Raw genomic sequence first — 17927 nt, 5'->3', positions numbered from 1 at the left:
GGTCACGTCGGCGCCGTCGTCGAGCGCTTCTCGCGACGGGCCGCGATGAGGTGCACGACCGCCTGAACCGCCAGATACGACGTGACGACGGACACCAGCACGGGTGCCGTGTTGAGTGCGCCCATCTGCGTCGTGAACGCCGCGAAGAGCACCATCGCGAACGGGGCGGACACGAAGCCGCCGACGACGGATGAGAGCATGCAGGCGAACGTCAGACCGAGCGGCAGGCCCGGCAGAGCGAGGTGCAGAGCCACGCCGGCCGTTCCGCCGACGAACAGCGACGGCAGGATGGGGCCGCCGACGAAGCCGCTGCCCAGGCTCACGCCCATCGTCACCATCTTCGCGATGACGAGCACGATCAGCAGGCCCAGCCCGAGCGTCGACCCCTGCGTGAGCACCACGCCGAGCTGGTCGTTGCCGGTCATCATCGTCAGCGGAAGCATCACCCCGATGAGTCCGAACAGCGCACCGCCGATCGTGGACTTCACGATAGACGGCAGGTGGATGCGGGCGAACAGCGCGCCGCAGATGGTCACGATGGCGCCGAACACGGAGCTCACCACGGCCGAAAGCAGTCCCATCCCGACTGCCGCGAGCAGATACCAGTCCTGGTATTCGAAAGCCGGGACCGCGTACAGCCCGAGGAAGACGGCCCCCGCGATCGCGAAGTAGATGCCGAAGCTGATGCTCGACGACAGCACCGTGGACATGAGGATCTTGGTGAACCTCGCGCCACCGGCGCGGACGACCTCGACGAACAGTACGACGACGATCAGCGGGCTCGAGAACAGCCCGCCGTACGCGCCACCCATCCCGCTCAGCGTGGCGGCGGCGCTGTCGTCGTCGCTCAACCGGGTGCGCGTGGCCAGCCAGCGTCCGAATCCGCCGCCGAAGGTGCCGAGCGCCTTCTCCGGGCCGACGCTCGCTCCGCCGATCAGCGAGGCAGCAGACACCAGCAGGACGCCGGGGATCAGCCTCGGCTCGACATTCGCCTCCTGGATGTCGGCGATCAGCCCCGGCGTCTTCTCGGGAAGTCGCGTGAGCATCCGCAGCAGACCGACCACCACGCCGGCTGCGGCCGTCAGGGCGATCCACCACCACTGGCCGCCCATCCACCCGGGGCTCGTGTATTCGTACCAGCTCTCGCCGACATGGAGGATCCACATGAACACCAGCGAGAACAGCCCGCCCGCGACGCCGAAGAGAACGGCATAGCCCATGAGCACCCAGTAGCCACGGCGATCACGACCGCCCGTCGTGGCGCCATCGGTCGATGCCGGCTCGCCGCTCGCGTCGCGACCGCTCCCGGTGCTCTCGTCGTGCGCCACGGTCGTTCCCGCGCCTCAGTCGTCGGCGGTCACGTCGGTGTCGTCGCGCGAGGCTTTCGACATGAGGTCCCGCAGGGCTTCGTAGTCTTCGGGAGCGACCGGCCGGCTGACGTGCTTGTCGGCCCTCACGAGTGCGGCCTCGGCCTTCTCCGGTGACTCGCCCGTGACGACGGCGACGACCGCGGTGGTGCCCGGCGGCAGGTATTCGTCGACGTCGACGCCGAGCTTCTTCTCCTCGTGCCGCTTCCTTAGCTTTCCGATCCCGGCGCCGACCGCAGCGCCGATCAGGGTCGCCGCCAGAATCGGCGGCGCGAAGAGCCCGATGACGATGCCGGCACCGGCGCCGGCGGTCGCGCCGTGACCCACGGATGCATCGTGCTCCTGCAGCCGGACATCGCCCTTCGCGTCCCGCGTGAGCACGACGAGCCCGTGAATGCTGTAGCCGCCCGCATCCTGACCGCTCTTCAACGATTCCGAGTCGGACACCGCGGTGCCCACGTCGTCGTATGTTCCCGCCACCAGTGTGAGGACGTCCGAAGCCATGTCATTCCCCCGATCAGTCGCCGTCCGGCCGCGCGAATGAGGCATTGCGCATGTCGACCGTCGCATTGCGCATTGCGGCCGCCATGGCGAATTCTCGTGCAGCCCGACGAATCGGCCCCAGCGTAGCGGCGCATATGCGCGCACATCAATCCGTATCGGCGCTGCGACGCACCGATGCGACACGTACGCGCACCTGCGGTGACGACTCAGGCGTGGCGCGCGCATCCCATAGTGTGAGGGTGCAGCGCCGGTCCGGCAGTCGGCGCTCCGGCTGATCGAGTGGGGGCGCGCGTGGTCTTCGTTCACGTCGTGCCGCTCGGCCTCGCTCTCGCCTTCAGCACCGTGCCCATCCTCGCGGCATTCGTCATCGTGCTGTCGCCGGCACGATCGACGTCCGCCGTCCCCTACCTGATCGGCCTCGTCTGCGGGATCTTCGTGCTCGCGGGGCTGGCCGGCCTCGCAGCGCAGTACGTACCGCGCGCCCCGCATCCGCTCCATGGGAACGGTGTGATCGGCATCGTGGAGATCGTCGTCGGCATCCTCCTCATCGCGGTCGGCGCGTGGTCGTTCTTCCGCGGACGCAAGCGGTCCGGCGCGCTCGCAGCAGCACCGGCCGAGGGCGTGGAGGAGGTCGCGGAGGTCGCGGACGCGACGGCGGTGGGGCCCGGCGAGACCTCCGATGCGGAGAACCGCGTCGGGCCTGCCTGGCTGCGCTCCGTCGAGAAGCTGGGTCCTCGCTCGTCGTTCGGCGTCGCCCTGCTGCTCAACATCCGCCCGAAGGCGCTCCTGCTCGCGATCGCCGCCGGCCTGGCCCTGCACGCCGACGCCGGCTCGCCGACCAATGCCGTGCTCGCCCTCGCGGTCTACACCGTGATCGGCGCATCCACGGTCGCGATCCCGATCGTTGCGGCCGTCGCCGCCCCGAAACGGGTCGAGCGGCCACTCGCAGCCACGCGGGAATGGCTCGTCTCGCACGGGAACCTCATCACGAGCATCATCCTGATGCTGGTGGGCGTCGTCGTCATCGTGCTCGGCGCCGAGCGGCTCTGATCACGCGGTTCAGACCTTGAGGTCCTGACGCGGGACGACGACCTCGCGGATGATCAGCAGCAGCGACGCCATCACCGGGAGGGCGACCAGGACGCCCAGCACACCCGCGAGCGCGCCGCCCGCGAGCGCTCCGATCAGCACGAGCGCAGCGGGGATCTCGATGGCCCGGTTCATGACACGCGGGCTGATGACGTACGACTCGAGCTGGATGTAGATCAGGTAGGCCACGAGGAAGATCAGCGCCTGCGTCGGACTCGAGAACAGCGCGACGAAGGTCGCGAACACCAGGAAGATGATCGAGCCGAACAGCGGAATGAGCGTGATCACGAAAGCGATGACGGCCATGAGCGCGGGGTACGGCAGGTGGATGACCACGTGCAGCACGAAGACCGCGGCCGCGTTGAGCGACGAGAGGATGACGGACCCGATGAGCGCGCTTCCCACGGAACCGGTCACGCGCTCGGTGAGGTCCTCGAGGCGCCGTCGGTTGCGCGCGGGGGCAAGGGCGTACAGCGCCTTCTTCGCCCCCGAGAGGGAGGCCAGGAAGTACAGCGTGAGGGCGATGACGATGAAGCTCGCCGAGATCGCCGAGACGAAACCGAGCCCGACGTGGAGGATGCCCCCGCCGAACGCCGCGATCGTCGAGGGCGAGGCGATCCAGGCCGAGACCTGCTCGAGCGCAGCGAGCACCGAGACCTGGGCATCCGGCGCGAGCTGGCCGAACCAGTCGCTGTGCGGGATGCTTTCGACCGCGACGGGGATCGCGTGGATGAGCTCGAGGATCTGTGCGACGACGGGCGGCAGCATGAAGACGAAGAAGAGGACCATGACGAGCGCGAAGCCGCAGAAGACGATCGCGATCCCGAGGCTGCGCTTGACCCGATGGCGCTCCAGCATGCGCACGATCGGGTCGAGCCCCAGCGCGAGGAACATGCCCAGGACGATGTAGATGAGGATCGTCGTGATGGATGCGATCGCGAACCCGACTACCAGCGCGCCGAGCACCCCGATCGTCGCGAGGAAACCCGCCGCTGCCGGGTGATCGAGGCCCGCGAGCACATGGCCGAGCCGCCGCGGGCGCTCTTCCGCGATGCTCGTGAGGGGCTCCGAAATGGATGCGTCGACGACCTCAGATGCCTCGGGTTCATCCACCATGTGCACATGATCGCACCCCGAGACGCGTTCACTCCATCTTCGTGCGATTGTTTATTCTCCGCGCCACTGCGAAGTAGTAGTGTCACCCTCGCAGGCTCCGCATATTCGCGGCCTGCTGGGGTCGGACGGGCGAATCGCCCGTCCCTACGATTGGTTGTCGCATATGGGTAGCTTCGGGGACTTCCTCCTCTGGGTCTTCTGGGTCTTCGTGTTCGTGGCGTATCTGATGGTGCTTTTCTCGATCATCGGAGACCTCTTCCGCGATCACACGCTCAGCGGATGGTGGAAGGCCGTCTGGATCATCTTCCTGGTCTTCCTGCCGTTCCTCACCGCACTCATCTACCTCATCGCTCGCGGCGGCAGCATGCAGAAGCGGGCGATGGCCCAGGCGCAGGAGATGCAGACGGCGCAGGCGGAGTACATCCGACAGACGGCCGGCACCTCCAGTGCTGCGGATGACATCGCGAAGGCGAAGTCCCTCCTGGACTCGGGTGCGATCACGCAGGCTGAATTCGACTCACTCAAGGCCAAGGCACTCGCGTCCTGACGCGCATCTGAATAGGAGAAGAAATGACGGATTTCGACTACGGCCCCATCGAGTTCTACGCGATCGGCTTCGACGGCGACAGGCCGGGTCCCGCGGTGCTGCAGGCGATCGACGACCTCGTCGCCGCCGGCACGGTCAACGTGCTCGATCTCGTGTTCGCCCGCCGCTCGCCGGAGGGCGAGATCGAGGTGCTCGAGCTGTCGGACACCATCGACGACGGCGGCGCTCCCGCCCTCGACCTGGCCGGCCTCGCCGGGCAGGACGACATCCTCTATCTCGTGGAGGGTCTCGAGCCCGGCAAGTCCGCCGCGATCCTCGTCGTCGAGCTGCTGTGGGCGAAGGCCTTCGCCTCACGGCTGTGGGAGGCCGGTGGCGCGGTCATCGCGCGTGAAGGCATCCCCGCCCCCGTTGTCAACGCGTTCCTGTCAGAGAACGCCGAGTAAGGAGAAGATCATGCCCCTCGGAAGAATGGGACGCCCCGGCCTCATCGGCATGGCGGCACGCACCGCGGTCGTCGCGGGCACCGCGACCGCTGTCTCGGGCAGCGTCTCGCGTCACCAGCAGGAGAAGTACTACAACCAGCAGCAGCAGGCCGCGGCCGAGGCCCAGGCCCAGCAGGATGCGATGAACCAGGCTGCGGCTCAGGCCGTGGCCAACGCGCAGGCCGCCCAGGCACCCGCGCCCGTCGCGGCCGCGCCGGCGCAGGACGACATGATGGCCAAGCTCACCCAGCTGGCCACCCTGCACTCGCAGGGCATCCTGTCGGACGAGGAGTTCGCCGCCGCGAAGGCGAAGCTCCTGTCCTGATCGTTCCCATCGGAGAAGGCCGCGCCCGAGAGGGCGCGGCCTTCTCCGTCTCCCGTGGTTCGCTCACGTTCCGTCGTCGCTGTCGGCGTCGTCGCTATCGGCGGCACGGGCGTCGCCCGGTGCGCGATCCCCGTCGTCGGGGCCTGTGGTGCGGCCGCCGCGCGCGGCGAGCGCATCCACCTTCTCGGTGAGGATGCGCAGCTGCGCCCGCGTCGCCGGCTCGGCCTCCTCGTTGTTGCGCGACGCGCGATCGAACACCCAGGAGGCCAGGGTCGCGGTGATGACTCCGGCGAGGGCCACGCCGCCGAGCATGAGGCCGACGGCCACCCACCGGCCGGCGCTCGTGATGGGCGTGTAGTCGCCGTATCCCGTCGTCGTGACGGTGACCACGGACCACCACAGCGCCACGTCGAACGTCGTGATGTTCGCGCCCGACGCCGGGCGCTCCGCCTCGAGAACAGCGAGGGATGCGATGTAGATCAGGACGGCAGACGCGCCCGCACCATAGACCAGGAGCTGCGTCCGCAGCACGTTGCCGGCGGTCGTCCTCATCCCCGGAAAGCGCGTGAGCACCCGCAGCAGCCCGACCAGACGAAGGACGGGGATCAACGCGAACGCGAGCGCCGCCAAGTGCTTGCGGAACCACCGGGCGCGTTCCTTCGCGAGGAACAGCCGCACCAGGTAGTCCGCGATGAACATCGCCCACGTGACGAGGATCACGACGGTCGCGACGACGAACGGCGTCCCGGTCAGGTCGGCGATCACCCGCCACGAGTAGGCGACGAGGTAGATGAGGCTGGCCACCGTCAGGGGCATCTCGGTGTGCGTGTGCCAGGTTCTCTCATCCACAGCCGAATTCTGGCGCAGGCGTGCCGGGCGCCCCGGCGGGCGCGCCGCCCGGGAATGTCCTCGTTCGGCGCCCGCGGCGGCCGGTATCGTGCTGGCATGACCGCCGAAGCCACCGCGCCGCCGCCGGCGCTCAGCATCCGTCAGCTCCTGCTGCTGTCGATTCCCGCGCTCCTCATCGGCGTCATCTCGGCGCTCGCGCTCGCCTTCGTCAACTGGCTCGCCGGCCTCCTCCACGACGTCCTGTGGACGAACGCGCCGGGCGCCTTCGGCATCAGCGGGAACACCCCGTGGTGGATCTTCACGGTGCTGACGGCGACCGGCATCGCCGTCGGGCTCGTCGTGTGGCTCATGCCCGGGCACGCCGGGCCGGATTCGGCGACGACCGAGCTGGTGTCGGCACCCCTCAAGCTCACGGTGCTGCCCGGTCTGCTGCTCGCGATCGTGCTCTCGCTCGCGGGCGGTGTGAGCCTCGGCCCGGAGAACCCGATCGTCGCGATCAACGTCGCGCTCGCCGTCGCGCTCGCCGGCCGGATCGCCAAAGCAGCGCCCACGCCGATCATCGCCGCGATGGCGGCCTCGGGCACGATCGGCGCCCTGTTCGGCACGCCGGTCGCCGCCGCGCTGGTGTTCACGGGGATGGCGGCAGGCTTCAAGATGGGCGGCTCGCTGTGGGACCGGCTGTTCCTTCCTCTGGTGTCGGCCGGTGCCGGCTCGGTGACGACCTATCTGCTGGGCGGCGCGTTCGGCGCCGCATACTCAGGCACGCCGTACGGAGCGCCACAGCCCTTCGACCTGCTCACGGGGTCGCTGGTCGCCTGCGCCTCAGCGGCGTTCGGACTCATCGCGGTGTACCTCTTCCCGCTCGCGCACCGGCTGTTCCACGCGTTGCGGCATCCGCTCGTGTACATCACGGCCGGCGGTGTGGTGCTGGGCCTGCTCGGCATGCTCGGCGGCCCGCTCACGCTCTTCAAGGGACTCGAGCAGAGCGACGAGCTGCTGAAGAACCCGAGCGCATACAGCACCGGACAGCTGACGCTCTTCCTCGTCGTGAAGACGCTGGCCCTCGTGGTCGCGGCGTCGGCGGGGTTCCGCGGCGGCCGCATCTTCCCGGCGGTGTTCATCGGCGTCGTCGCAGGGCTCCTCGGCCACGCGCTGATCCCCGGCCTGCCGATGAGCCTCGCCATCGCGTGCGGAGTGCTCGGCGTCGTGCTCACGATCTCGCGCGACGGCTGGATCGCGATCTTCGTCGGCGTCGCGATGGTCGGAGACGTCACCGTCCTGCCCATGCTCTGCATCATCGTGCTGCCGACGTGGCTCGTCGTCACGAAGACCCGCGAGATGCTCATCACTCCGGCCGATCTCGCGAAGGAGAAGCCCGGGATGGCGCGAGCGAAGGTCGGCTGATCTCAGTCGGTCGATCCGGCCGCGCGTGGCACCGCGGTCCGGTCGCCCGACAGCCATCGCAGCCAGAGCGCGCCCGGATCGCCCTCGAGCACGAGGGCGCGCACGAACAGCGTCAGCGGGATGGAGAGGATCGCCCCCAGCGGCCCGATGACGAAGGTCCAGAACACCACCGAGAAGAAGCTCAGCGTGAGACTGAGATCGACGGCGTCGCTGACGAACTTCGGCTGCACGAGCACCTGCAGCACGACATTCACGACGCAGTAGATCGCGATGACCGCGAGGAACATCGGCCAGCCGCCGACGACGAACGCGAGCACCGCGGGCGGGATGAGTCCCAGGATGAAGCCGATGTTCGGGATGAAGTTCGTCACGAACGCGAGCACCGCCCACACGATGGGCGCCGGGACGCCGAGCGCCCACAGGGCGAGACCGTCGATGATCGCGACGATGGCACCGAACGATGCATTCACGACGTAGTAGCGACGGATGCCCGTGTTGAGTTTGCCGATCCGCGCCAGCACCGGTCGGCGCCCCGCACCGAAGACGCGCTCCGCATCCCGGTAGCGCGCCGCATCGGCCGCCATGAAGATGACGTACGAGACGACGAAGAAGAGCGCGGTCGCGGTCGCGATCACCGTGCCCCCGAGGCTCGACGCCACGCTCAGCACCGCCTTCGGATCCAGGACGGATGCGGCGGCGGCCGCCGCCTGCTGATCGAATCCCGCGGACTGCAGCCACGCCAGGAACTCGTCGAGCGAGGCGCGGAGGGTCGTCAAGTACTGGCCGACGAGTTGGGCGAACTGCACGCCCGCCACCCACAGCAGCAGGCCCATCAGCGCCAGCACGAGGTAGGCGACGACGATGACCGCGGTGGTGCCCGCCCAGCTGCGCCGGCCGCGCCGGTCGAACGGCCGCCGCACCGGTTCGCAGATGACGACCAGGACGATCGCCAAGGCGAGCGGTCCGACAAGGCTGCGGGCGACGTACACGCCGGCCAGCACGACGACTGCGGCCGCCAACCCGATCAGCACGCGCAGACTCGGGGAGAGGGCGGGGGTCTGGGCCGGCGGAGGCGGCGGCGCGGCGCGGGTCACGGCGTCAGGCTATCGAAGTCACCGCCCGGCGGTGCCACACTGGCCCCATGTCATCGTCTGCCGATTCTCCGATCGCCCGGCATTGGGCACCTCTTCCCACCCTCGAGGAGCAGCTTTCCGAAGGGCGGGCCGCCCGCGGGAGCGTGCCGCGAGAGGCGCTCGCCGAGCTCTCGGCCGGGCCGCGCGACCCCATGGCGATCCTCGACGCGCAGGATGCGCATCGCGTGCCGGAACTCGTCCCGATCCGCACGGAGCGCATGGCGGCGAGCGCTTTCGCGTTCTACCGCGGCACAGCGGCGCTCATGGCGGCCGACCTCTCGCGCTCCCCCAGCAGCGGGCTGCTCGTCGGGTCGTGCGGCGACGCCCACGTGTCGAACTTCGGCCTGTACGCATCCCCCCAGCGGACGCTGGTGTTCGACCTGAACGATTTCGACGAGTCCGCGTGGGCGCCGTGGGAGTGGGACGTGAAGCGACTGGTCACGAGCATCGTCATCGCGGGCCAGTCCACGAACCGCGACGACCGGGTCATCCGCGAGTCGGCGCTCGACGCCGTGCGGGTGTACGCGCGCTCGCTCCGCGGCGGCGCCCGGCGCACCCCCGTGAAGCGGTACTACGACCGGTTCGACGCGCTGAGCGCGGCACTCGCGGTCGACGACGAGACGCGGCGCGCCATCGACGCCGCGGTCAAGGAGGCCGACAAGCGCACCGGCGCCCGGGCGGCCCGCAAGATGACGCGCACCGAGGAGGACGGCCGGCTCGTGTTCATCGACACCCCGCCGACCATGGCACACGTCACGCCGATTCTGGAGCAGCGCCTGCTGGACCAGTTCAACGACTACGTGACGTCGACGAACATCGACATCCGCGTGCTGCTGCAGAAGTACACGCTGTCCGATCTCGTCCTGCGCGTGGTCGGCGTCGGCAGCGTCGGCACGCGCTGCTTCGTGATCGCCCTGCAGGACGGCAACGGGGACGCCCTCCTGCTGCAGGGCAAGGAAGCCGGTCCGAGCGTTCTGATCGAACACGGTCGGGTCGAGCAGCCCGAGGCGGTCGTGAACTACATCCGGACGCACGGCGACGGGGGTCGCGTCGTTGCGATGCAGCGCATCCTTCAGGCCGTGTCCGATCCCTTTCTCGGTCACCTCGTCCGCTCGCCCGGCGGCGCGGAGCGCGACTTCTACGTGCGCCAGTTCCGGGACAGGAAGGGCGGATTCGACATGGACGCGCTCGACGACGCATCGTTCCGGTGGTATGCCGACGCCTGCGCCGCGACGCTCGCCCGTGCGCACGGTCAGTCCCCGACTGCGGCGATCGTCTCGGGATACCTCGGGGGCGGCAAGGTGGCCGGCGAAGCGATCCTCGAGTGGGCGTACGCCTACGCGGCCCTCTCCCGCGCCGACTGGCAGCTGTACCGCGCGCACCGTCACGTCGGCGAGCGCTGATCACGCCGCGGCGCGCGTGTCCTTCTGCAGCGCGGAGATGTTGCGCAGGAACAGGATGATCCAGGAGAAGATCAGCATCGCCGCGACGAGCTCGACCGCCGTGAGCGTGTAGTAGCCGATCGCGAAGAAGACACCGAGCACCACGACGACGGCGAGGAAGACCCAGCCGAGGTAGATGAAAGCGCGCTGCAGCCCCGGGATCCAGAACCGGAGTCCCACGACGAGCACGCAGTAGGCGACCGCCATCCCCGTCGCCACCGTGTTGTGGACCGCGAAGAACCGGTCGACCGGGAAGATCCCGACGCAGGCGAGGAACACGCCCACCGTGATGAGCAGCCCGCGAACCCATCGCGCGGCCGCGCGGGACGAGGTCTCGATGTCGTGCGTCGCGTGCCGCGACAGCGTGGTGACGATGACCCCGGCGATGATGAGCGTGCTGTTGAACGCCAGGGCCGACACGTCGTCGGTCATCCCCAGTGCGCTCAGGTTCTCCTTCCACCAGCCCTTGTCGGCCGAGGTCAGCATGGCGGCGAGCACGCCCTCCACGAGGAACATCGCGAGGATGAAGGCGAGCAGCTGCAGATCGAGCTCGGTCCCGACGAGGAACGCGGCGTACGCGGTGAGGGCCGCCGTGACGCCTGCGAGCAGGAGCGACGGGATGGCGAACACCTCGGCGCCGATGAACGCGCGCGAGAGGAGATTCGCGAGCAGCGCCCACGTCAGCAGGGCGATCACGCCGAGCGCGATCGCGATGGCGAGCACGTCGACGAGGTCGAGCACGCCGACGCGACGGCTGCGATCGCGCAGCACGAACCTTCCCAGGACGAAGGATGCCATCGCGACGATCGCCGACGCGAGCGCCACGAACTGGCCGAGCGAGCCGCGTCCGGCGATGGGCACGGGCTGGAGGTGGAGCGCGGGGACGCTGACGAGGGCGGCGACCACGAACGCGACGGCGCCGAGCCCCATGGCCAGCGCCTCGCGCGAGCGCAGGCTCCCCACGGTCGGCGGCCCGAACTCGGCCGTTGCCGCACGCGCCGCGGATGCGGGCGGCGCGGCATCCTCGCTCTCTGTCGAGGATGCGGCGATCTCGGGCATGGCTCCTCCGGGCGGCCGGAACGTCAGCATCGGCGCCTTCCGGGGGGACGCACCGCTCCAGCGAGCTTAGACGAGGGATGCGGTTCGCGCCGCCCCGCCGCGCAACGCTTCGCCGCACTCCCGCTCCTGGCCTCGGACAGACTCTCGGCCAAGGCATAGGCGGCGGGTCGGATGCCGATGCGAGGATGGCGCGCATGACCGACACGGACTCCGCCCGCCCGGCGATCCCCTCTCTCGCGCAGCGACTGGCCGCCGGCAAGGCCGAACGCCGGCGGACCCCGCGCCACGACCTGGCCCGGCTGACGACGGCGGGGCGCGCTCCCCTCGGGATCCTCGAGGAACAGGAGTCCACCCGCGTGCAGCAGGTGCTGCCGCTGAGGGCCGAGCGGATGGCAGCGAGCCCGTTCGCGTTCTACCGCGGTACGGCCGCGATCATGGCGGCCGACCTCGCCCGCGACGCGAGCACCGGCATCTCGGTCGGATCGTGCGGCGACGCGCACCTCGCCAACTTCGGGTTCTCGGCATCCCCCCAGCGCACGCTGCTGTTCGACCTCAACGACTTCGACGAGGCCGCGTGGGCTCCGTGGGAGTGGGATGTGAAGCGGCTCGTCACGAGCATCGTCGTCGCCGGCAGAGCCACGGGACGCAAGGACGAGGTCGTCGAGACCGCCGCCCGCAGCGCCGTGGATGCATACAGCAGACGCCTCGCGCGGGCGGCGCGCAAGAGCCCGCTCGAGCGCTACTGGACGCACTTCGACGCCAAGGCGTCGGTGCACGCGATCGAGAAGTCGTCGCGCGACGTGCTGCTGGGTGCCGTGCGCTCGGCACGCAAGCGGACCGGCGAGCAGGCCGTGCGCCGCATGACCGAGCGGGGGCCCGACGGACGTCTGAGGTTCATCATCCGTCCGCCGGCGATGTTCCACCTCGATGCCGCGCTCGAAGCGGAGGCCGAGGCCCGCCTGCGCGCGTACGCCCGCACCGCGAACGTCGACATCCAGATGCTCCTGCTGCACTACTCGGCATCCGACACCGCCTTCCGCGCGGTCGGCGTCGGCAGCGTGGGGACCCGGTGCTACCTCACGGTCCTCGAGGACGGCGACGGCCACGCGCTGCTGCTGCAGACCAAGGAGGCGCAGGAGAGCGTGCTCATCCGCTACGGGCGTGCGGTCCAGCCGGCCGCGGCGCTCGAGCACATCGAGCGCCACGGAGAGGGCGGCCGGGTCGTCGGGATGCAGCGCGTGCTGCAGGCGATCTCCGACCCCTTCCTCGGCCACTCCAAGGACGACCACGGCGCGTACTACGTGCGGCAGTTCCGGGATATGAAGGGCGGCATCGATGCGGAGGCACTGGCGGACGAGCCCTTCAGGCGTTTCGGCGAGGCGTGTGCGATCACGCTCGCGCGGGCGCATGGGCAGACAGCGGATGCCGGCCGCGTCGTGGGCTACATCGGCAACGGCCGCATCGTCGCGGACGCCATCGTGGCGTGGGCCAATGCCTACGCCGACGTGTCGTACGGCGACTGGAAGGCGTTCGTGGCGAAGAAGAAGGCCGGCTGACGCGCGCCCCCTGTCATTCGTCGCCGCGCCGCCGTACCGTGTAAGAGCGAGAGCCGTACGGACAAGCGGGAGGGAGTCCAAGATGCGAGCGACGGTGGGTGACCGCATCCGTGTGCACGGCAGGGCGGTCGGGATGGCGGATCACCTCGGCGAGGTCGTCGAGATCCGCGGGACGGATGACGATCAGCTCCTGGTCATCCGCTACGACGACGGCCACGAAGGCGTGCTCTCGCCCGGCGCCGACTGCGAGATCCTGCACCAGGGCTGAGTCGCCCGCAGCGTCCGTCGCGCGATGCGACGGCGAGGCGCGGCGCCTGAGCTACGCGTCGAGTCCGCGTGAGGCGAGCCACTCCCGCGCGAGCCGTTTCGGCGCCTTGACCAGCCAGGCGTCGCTCACGATCTCGGCGAGGAGGTCGGGCGCGATGTCGTCGAGCCGGACGAGCACGGCGGGGTAGCCGTCGAAGTGCGGGATCGTGAAGACGACGTCGGGGAAGGATGCCAGCAGCGCCTCCTTGCCCTCTTGGCCATCGGTGCGCACGCCGATCACGACACCCGCCGGCCAAGTGCGCCCGAGGGCTTCAAGGGAGGCCAGGTCGGTCGTGCGCGGTCCCCGCTCCCACGCGTACGCGCCGCCGGAGCCGACGCGCCACGCGAGGCCGCCGCCGTGGCCGTGGTGGCTGCTCTCCTCGGTCTGCGGCAGCGACCGGGTGATCGCGCGGAGATCGTCGATCGTCGCCATCAGCTGCTCGGTCGCTCAGTCGCCGCGAGCCGCGGCATCCGTTCCGGAGCCGAGCTCGCCGCGCGGCCGCTGCCAGAGCACGACGTCCCGCGTGCGGCGCACGCGGGTTCCGGACTTCAGCCGGATCACGGAGCCGCTCGCCTCGGCCGCGAAGACCCGCGCGCCGGGCCGGTTGTCGAGCTCCATCTGCACGCGCTGCTCGAGCGCCTGGACACGGCCGTGCAGCTCGCGTACCCGCTCTTCGAGTTCGAGGATGCGAACGATGGCGGGCAGGCTCATGCCGTCGGACGACATGCGCGCGACCTCACGGAGCTTCGCGACATGGCGCAGGGAGTAGCGGCGAGAGCCGCCCTGCGTGCGCGCGGGGACGACGAGCCCGAGGCGGTCGTACTGGCGGAGGGTCTGCGGATGCATCCCGGACAGCTCAGCGGCCGCCGCGATCGCGAAGATCGGGGCGTTTTCGTCGATGTCGAGTCGATCTGCCACCTCGTCGCCTCCTCTCCCGTTCCTGAAGCCTTTCTACCGGTTCCTGGGTCTGTTTCCCGGTTCCTGAGCCTGTCTCCCCGGTTCCTGAGCCTGTCGAAGGACTAGCCGCGGGCCTTGGCCATGAGGTCGGCACGCGGGTTCTCTTTCGGCTCGAGCTCCTGGAAGCGCTCGAGCGCCGCACGGGCGGCGTCGTCGAGGTGCGACGGCACGGCCACCTGGACCTCGGCGAGCAGGTCGCCGGTGCCCTTCGACGTCGTGACGCCGCGGCCCTTCACACGGAGCACGCGTCCGGACGGCGTGCCCGGGGCGACGCGGAGTCGGACCGGCTCGCCACCCAGCGTCGGCACCTCGATGGTGGCGCCGAGCGCCGCCTCGGTGAAGGTCACCGGCACGTGCACGCGGAGGTTCAGCCCCTCGCGGGTGAACACCGGATGCGGGCGCACCGAGACGAGCACGACGACGTCGCCGTTCTCACCGCCGTCGGGCGACGGGCGGCCTCGGCCGCGCAGACGCACCTTCTGGCCGTCGGCGACACCGGCGGGGATCTTCACCTTGAACGGCTTGCCGTCCTCGCCCTGCAGCGTGATCGTCTCGCCCTTGGTCGCCGTGATGAAGTCGATGGTCGTGCGGGCCGTGACGTCGGCCCCCTTCGTGGGACCGCCGAAGCCGCGGTAGCCGCCCGTGGGCTGGCCGAACCGGCCGGAGCCGAAACCGCCGCCCTGCTGGTTGAACATCGCGAAGATGTCGTCGAAATCGGCCGCCGTCTGGGAGCGCGGACCACCGCGACCCTGGCCGAACATGCTGAAGACGTCCTCGAAGCCGCCCGCGCCCGGGCCGCCGGCCTGGAAGCGCGCGCCCGAGCCCATCGCACGGATCTGGTCGTACTCGGTGCGCTGATCGGGGTCCGACAGCACCGAGTACGCCTCGCTGATCTCCTTGAACTTCGCCTCGGCAGCCGCATCCCCCGGATTGGAGTCCGGGTGGTACTGGCGCGCGAGCTTGCGATACGTCTTCTTCAGCTCGGCCGCCTCGACGTCCTTCGAGACGCCGAGGACCGCGTAGAAGTCCTTGTCGAACCAGTCCTGGCTGGCCATCGAGCCTCCTACTCGGCGGGAACGGCGACGACGACCTTCGCCGGTCGCAGCTCGACATCGCCGAGGCGGTAGCCCACCTCGACGACCTCGAGGATCGTCGTCTCGGTCGCACCGGGCGTCGGCTGCTGGAAGATCGCCTCGTGCTGCTGGGGGTCGAAGAGCTCGCCCTTGGCACCGTACGTGGAGATGCCCATGCGGTCGGCCACCGCGCGCAGCTTCTCGGCGATGGCCGCGAAGGGGCTGCCATCGTCGAGGTCGCCGTGCTTCTCGGCGCGGTCGAGGTCGTCGAGCACGGGCAGCAGGCCCTTCGCCACGGCGCCCTGCGCGCGGGCGATCTCGACCTCGCGCTGCTCCTCGGTGCGGCGCCGGTAGTTGGCGTACTCGGCCTGCAGACGCTTGAGGTCGTTGAGCAGGGCCGACTCGAGGTCGGCCAGCGCCGCGTCCTCGGCCGCGGCATCCGCGTTCTGGGTCGTGCCGAGGATGTCGTCCACCGTCAGCTCCTCGTCGTCGGAAGCCTGAGGCTCCGGTGCGGGCCCGTCCTGCGACTGAGGGTCGGAGGCCTGAGCCTCCGACCCTTCGTCGGTGGGACGGACCTCGTCGTCGCCGTTCGCCGGCTCGGGGAAGTCCTTGTCCGTCATGCTTACTTCTGCTCCTCGTCGTCGACGACCTCGGCGTCGATGACATCCTCCTCCGGGTTCGGCACGGAGCCGTTGCCCGGATCGGCGACGTTCGGGTCGGGCTGCTGGCCCTGGGCCTGCTGCGAGGCGTAGATCGCCTCGCCGAGCTTGCCCTGGGACTGGTTCAGCTTCTCGAACGCGTTCTTCACGGCGTCGTCGTCATCGCCCGCGAGTGCGGTCTTCAGCGCGTCGACGTCGCCCTGGACATCGTTCTTGACCTCGGCGGGAAGCTTGTCGTCGTTCTCCTTGATGAGCTTCTCGATCGAGTAGGCGAGGGTCTCGGCCTGGTTGCGCGTCTCGGCGGACTCGCGGCGCTTCTTGTCCTCGGCCGCGTGCTCCTCGGCCTCGCGCACCATCCGCTCGATGTCGTCCTTCGGCAGCGACGAGCCGCCGGTGATCGTCATCGACTGCTCCTTGCCCGTGCCCTTGTCCTTGGCGGAGACGTGCACGATGCCGTTCGCGTCGATGTCGAACGTGACCTCGATCTGCGGGATGCCGCGCGGCGCCGGCGCGATGCCGGTGAGCTCGAACGTGCCGAGCGGCTTGTTGTCTCGCGTGAACTCGCGCTCACCCTGGAAGACCTGGATCGCGACCGACGGCTGGTTGTCGTCGGCGGTCGTGAAGGTCTCGCTGCGCTTGGTCGGGATGGCCGTGTTGCGCTCGATGAGCTTGGTCATGATGCCGCCCTTGGTCTCGATGCCGAGACTCAGGGGGGTGACGTCGATCAGCAGCACGTCCTTGCGCTCGCCCTTGAGGACGCCGGCCTGCAGGGCGGCGCCGACCGCGACGACCTCGTCCGGGTTCACGCCCTTGTTGGGCTCCTTGCCGGCTTCCTTCATGACCAGGTCGCTGACGGCGGGCATACGGGTCGAGCCGCCGACCAGCACGACGTGGTCGATGTCGCCGACCTTGATGCCGGCCTCGCGGATGACGTCCTCGAACGGCTTCTTGGTGCGGTCCAGCAGGTCCTTGGTGAGGTCCTCGAACTTGGCACGCGTGATCGTCTCCGAGAGCGACACGGGGCCCGAGTCGGTCAGCGAGAGGTAGGGCAGGTTCACCGAGGTGCTCGTCGAGGACGACAGCTCCTTCTTCGCCTGCTCCGCAGCCTCCTTCAGGCGCTGCAGGGCGATCTTGTCGCCCGAGACGTCGACACCGGTGGTGTCCTTGAACTGCTTGATGAGGTAGTCGACGAGACGCTGGTCCCAGTCGTCGCCGCCGAGGCGGTTGTCGCCCGCGGTCGCGCGCACCTGGATCGTGGAGAAGTCGTCGTCCTTGCCCACCTCGAGGAGGGAGACGTCGAACGTTCCGCCGCCGAGGTCGAAGACGAGGATGAGCTCGTCCTCCTTGCCCTTGTCGAGACCGTAGGCGAGAGCAGCAGCCGTCGGCTCGTTGATGATGCGCAGGACGTTCAGGCCCGCGATCTCGCCGGCCTCCTTGGTGGCCTGGCGCTCGGCGTCGTTGAAGTACGCCGGGACGGTGATGACGGCGTCCGTGACGGCGTCGCCGAGGTACTGCTCGGCATCCCGCTTCAGCTTCTGCAGGATGCGCGCCGAGACCTCCTGCGGCGTGTAGGCCTTGCCGTCGATCGACTGGGTCTTCCAGTCGGTGCCCATGTGGCGCTTGATGGACGTCAGGGTGCGGTCGACGTTCGTCACTGCCTGGCGCTTGGCGGTCTCGCCGACCAGCACCTCGCCGTCCTTCGTGAACGCGACGACCGACGGAGTCGTGCGGAAGCCTTCGGCGTTCGCGATGACCTTGGGCTCGCCGCCCTCGAGGACGCTCACGACCGAGTTCGTCGTACCGAGGTCGATTCCCACTGCACGGGGCATATGTGTTCTCTCTCCTTGACGGGGGTCGCGACGGATGCCGCGGCCCGGGGTTCTGTTCTCAAATCGGCTCGTCGACCCGAGAGATCCCGCGAACGCGGGAATCTTGAGTCGCGATGGCTCAAGCATACGCCCGGGCATCTTCGACGTCAAATGAAGTTGATATGAACGCACTCAACTTTGCGCGCGGACGGAGTGGGGACCTGGGTCCCTAGTCACTCGCGAAGCGGCT

General features: G+C 69.4%; 19 protein-coding genes. 8 read left to right on the top strand and 11 right to left on the bottom strand.

The window, feature by feature from the left end:
• Positions 1-2: 2 nt before the first annotated feature.
• Positions 3-1328 carry a chloride channel protein gene (locus tag SM116_RS02360; RefSeq protein ID WP_320942863.1) on the bottom strand — a complete coding sequence of 442 codons (1326 nt, stop codon included), beginning with the start codon at positions 1326-1328 and terminating at the stop codon, positions 3-5.
• A 15-nt stretch (positions 1329-1343) separates the two neighbouring features.
• Entirely contained in the window at positions 1344-1871 is a 528-nt protein-coding gene (locus SM116_RS02355; protein WP_320942862.1) for a DUF1269 domain-containing protein, read from the bottom strand.
• Positions 1872-2162: 291 nt separating this feature from the next.
• Between SM116_RS02355 and SM116_RS02350 the strand changes: the two genes are divergently transcribed.
• On the top strand, positions 2163-2921 hold the full coding sequence (locus SM116_RS02350) for a GAP family protein (RefSeq protein ID WP_320942861.1): 759 nt from the start codon (positions 2163-2165) through the stop codon (positions 2919-2921).
• 9 nt (positions 2922-2930) lie between these two features.
• On the opposite strand, the gene SM116_RS02345 is transcribed toward SM116_RS02350, so the two are convergent.
• The gene (locus tag SM116_RS02345; protein WP_320942860.1) at positions 2931-4076 is read right to left on the bottom strand and encodes an AI-2E family transporter; all 1146 of its coding nucleotides are present in this window, start codon (positions 4074-4076) and stop codon (positions 2931-2933) included.
• Between the two features lie 163 nt (positions 4077-4239).
• Between SM116_RS02345 and SM116_RS02340 the strand changes: the two genes are divergently transcribed.
• Genes SM116_RS02340 through SM116_RS02330 form a run of 3 tightly spaced genes read left to right on the top strand, consistent with a single transcriptional unit; the run spans position 4240 to position 5430 of the window.
• Positions 4240-4623: an SHOCT domain-containing protein gene (locus SM116_RS02340; RefSeq protein WP_320942859.1), complete on the top strand. Its 384-nt coding sequence runs from the start codon at positions 4240-4242 to the stop codon at positions 4621-4623.
• A gap of 23 nt (positions 4624-4646) precedes the next feature.
• Positions 4647-5066 carry a DUF6325 family protein gene (locus SM116_RS02335; RefSeq protein WP_320942858.1) on the top strand — a complete coding sequence of 140 codons (420 nt, stop codon included), beginning with the start codon at positions 4647-4649 and terminating at the stop codon, positions 5064-5066.
• Between the two features lie 10 nt (positions 5067-5076).
• Complete coding sequence (locus SM116_RS02330) at positions 5077-5430, top strand: SHOCT domain-containing protein (protein WP_320942857.1); 354 nt, start codon at positions 5077-5079, stop codon at positions 5428-5430.
• Positions 5431-5493: 63 nt separating this feature from the next.
• Here the strand turns inward: SM116_RS02330 and SM116_RS02325 are convergent, their stop codons facing one another.
• Entirely contained in the window at positions 5494-6279 is a 786-nt protein-coding gene (locus SM116_RS02325; protein ID WP_320942856.1) for a potassium channel family protein, read from the bottom strand.
• Between the two features lie 96 nt (positions 6280-6375).
• Here SM116_RS02325 and SM116_RS02320 point away from each other — a divergent pair, with 96 nt between their 5' ends.
• Positions 6376-7683, top strand: a complete 1308-nt coding sequence (locus SM116_RS02320; RefSeq protein WP_320942855.1) for an ion channel protein — start codon at positions 6376-6378, stop codon at positions 7681-7683.
• Between the two features lie 2 nt (positions 7684-7685).
• Here SM116_RS02320 and SM116_RS02315 read toward each other — a convergent pair whose 3' ends face one another.
• Positions 7686-8777: an AI-2E family transporter gene (locus SM116_RS02315; protein ID WP_320942854.1), complete on the bottom strand. Its 1092-nt coding sequence runs from the start codon at positions 8775-8777 to the stop codon at positions 7686-7688.
• 47 nt (positions 8778-8824) lie between these two features.
• On the opposite strand from SM116_RS02315, the gene SM116_RS02310 reads away from it, so the two are divergent.
• Complete coding sequence (locus tag SM116_RS02310; RefSeq protein WP_320942853.1) at positions 8825-10219, top strand: DUF2252 domain-containing protein; 1395 nt, start codon at positions 8825-8827, stop codon at positions 10217-10219.
• Here the strand turns inward: SM116_RS02310 and SM116_RS02305 are convergent, their stop codons facing one another.
• Positions 10220-11317 (bottom strand): DUF998 domain-containing protein, encoded by a 1098-nt coding sequence (locus SM116_RS02305; RefSeq protein ID WP_320942852.1) that lies wholly within the window; start codon positions 11315-11317, stop codon positions 10220-10222. It abuts the gene before it with no gap.
• 194 nt (positions 11318-11511) lie between these two features.
• On the opposite strand from SM116_RS02305, the gene SM116_RS02300 reads away from it, so the two are divergent.
• Both SM116_RS02300 and SM116_RS02295 read left to right on the top strand, forming a co-directional pair.
• Complete coding sequence (locus SM116_RS02300; protein WP_320942851.1) at positions 11512-12873, top strand: DUF2252 domain-containing protein; 1362 nt, start codon at positions 11512-11514, stop codon at positions 12871-12873.
• Between the two features lie 82 nt (positions 12874-12955).
• On the top strand, positions 12956-13141 hold the full coding sequence (locus tag SM116_RS02295) for a DUF1918 domain-containing protein (protein WP_320942850.1): 186 nt from the start codon (positions 12956-12958) through the stop codon (positions 13139-13141).
• Between the two features lie 51 nt (positions 13142-13192).
• Here the strand turns inward: SM116_RS02295 and SM116_RS02290 are convergent, their stop codons facing one another.
• The 5 genes from SM116_RS02290 to dnaK all read right to left on the bottom strand — a co-directional run bounded on the left by SM116_RS02290 (position 13193) and on the right by dnaK (position 17698).
• A complete protein-coding gene (locus tag SM116_RS02290; RefSeq protein ID WP_320942849.1) occupies positions 13193-13612 on the bottom strand; it encodes an MmcQ/YjbR family DNA-binding protein in 420 nt (139 codons plus the stop codon).
• 15 nt (positions 13613-13627) lie between these two features.
• Positions 13628-14098 carry a heat shock protein transcriptional repressor HspR gene (locus SM116_RS02285; RefSeq protein ID WP_320942848.1) on the bottom strand — a complete coding sequence of 157 codons (471 nt, stop codon included), beginning with the start codon at positions 14096-14098 and terminating at the stop codon, positions 13628-13630.
• 101 nt (positions 14099-14199) lie between these two features.
• Positions 14200-15192, bottom strand: a complete 993-nt coding sequence (locus tag SM116_RS02280; RefSeq protein ID WP_320942847.1) for a DnaJ C-terminal domain-containing protein — start codon at positions 15190-15192, stop codon at positions 14200-14202.
• Positions 15193-15200: 8 nt separating this feature from the next.
• The gene (locus tag SM116_RS02275; RefSeq protein WP_320942846.1) at positions 15201-15830 is read right to left on the bottom strand and encodes a nucleotide exchange factor GrpE; all 630 of its coding nucleotides are present in this window, start codon (positions 15828-15830) and stop codon (positions 15201-15203) included.
• A gap of 2 nt (positions 15831-15832) precedes the next feature.
• Positions 15833-17698: a molecular chaperone DnaK gene (gene dnaK, locus SM116_RS02270; RefSeq protein WP_320942845.1), complete on the bottom strand. Its 1866-nt coding sequence runs from the start codon at positions 17696-17698 to the stop codon at positions 15833-15835.
• Between the last annotated feature and the right edge of the window lie 229 nt (positions 17699-17927).

The sequence above is a fragment of the Microbacterium rhizosphaerae genome (assembly GCF_034120055.1).
In the GTDB taxonomy this organism is placed as follows: domain Bacteria; phylum Actinomycetota; class Actinomycetes; order Actinomycetales; family Microbacteriaceae; genus Microbacterium; species Microbacterium rhizosphaerae.
This window is presented reverse-complemented; position numbering and strand designations above follow the sequence as displayed.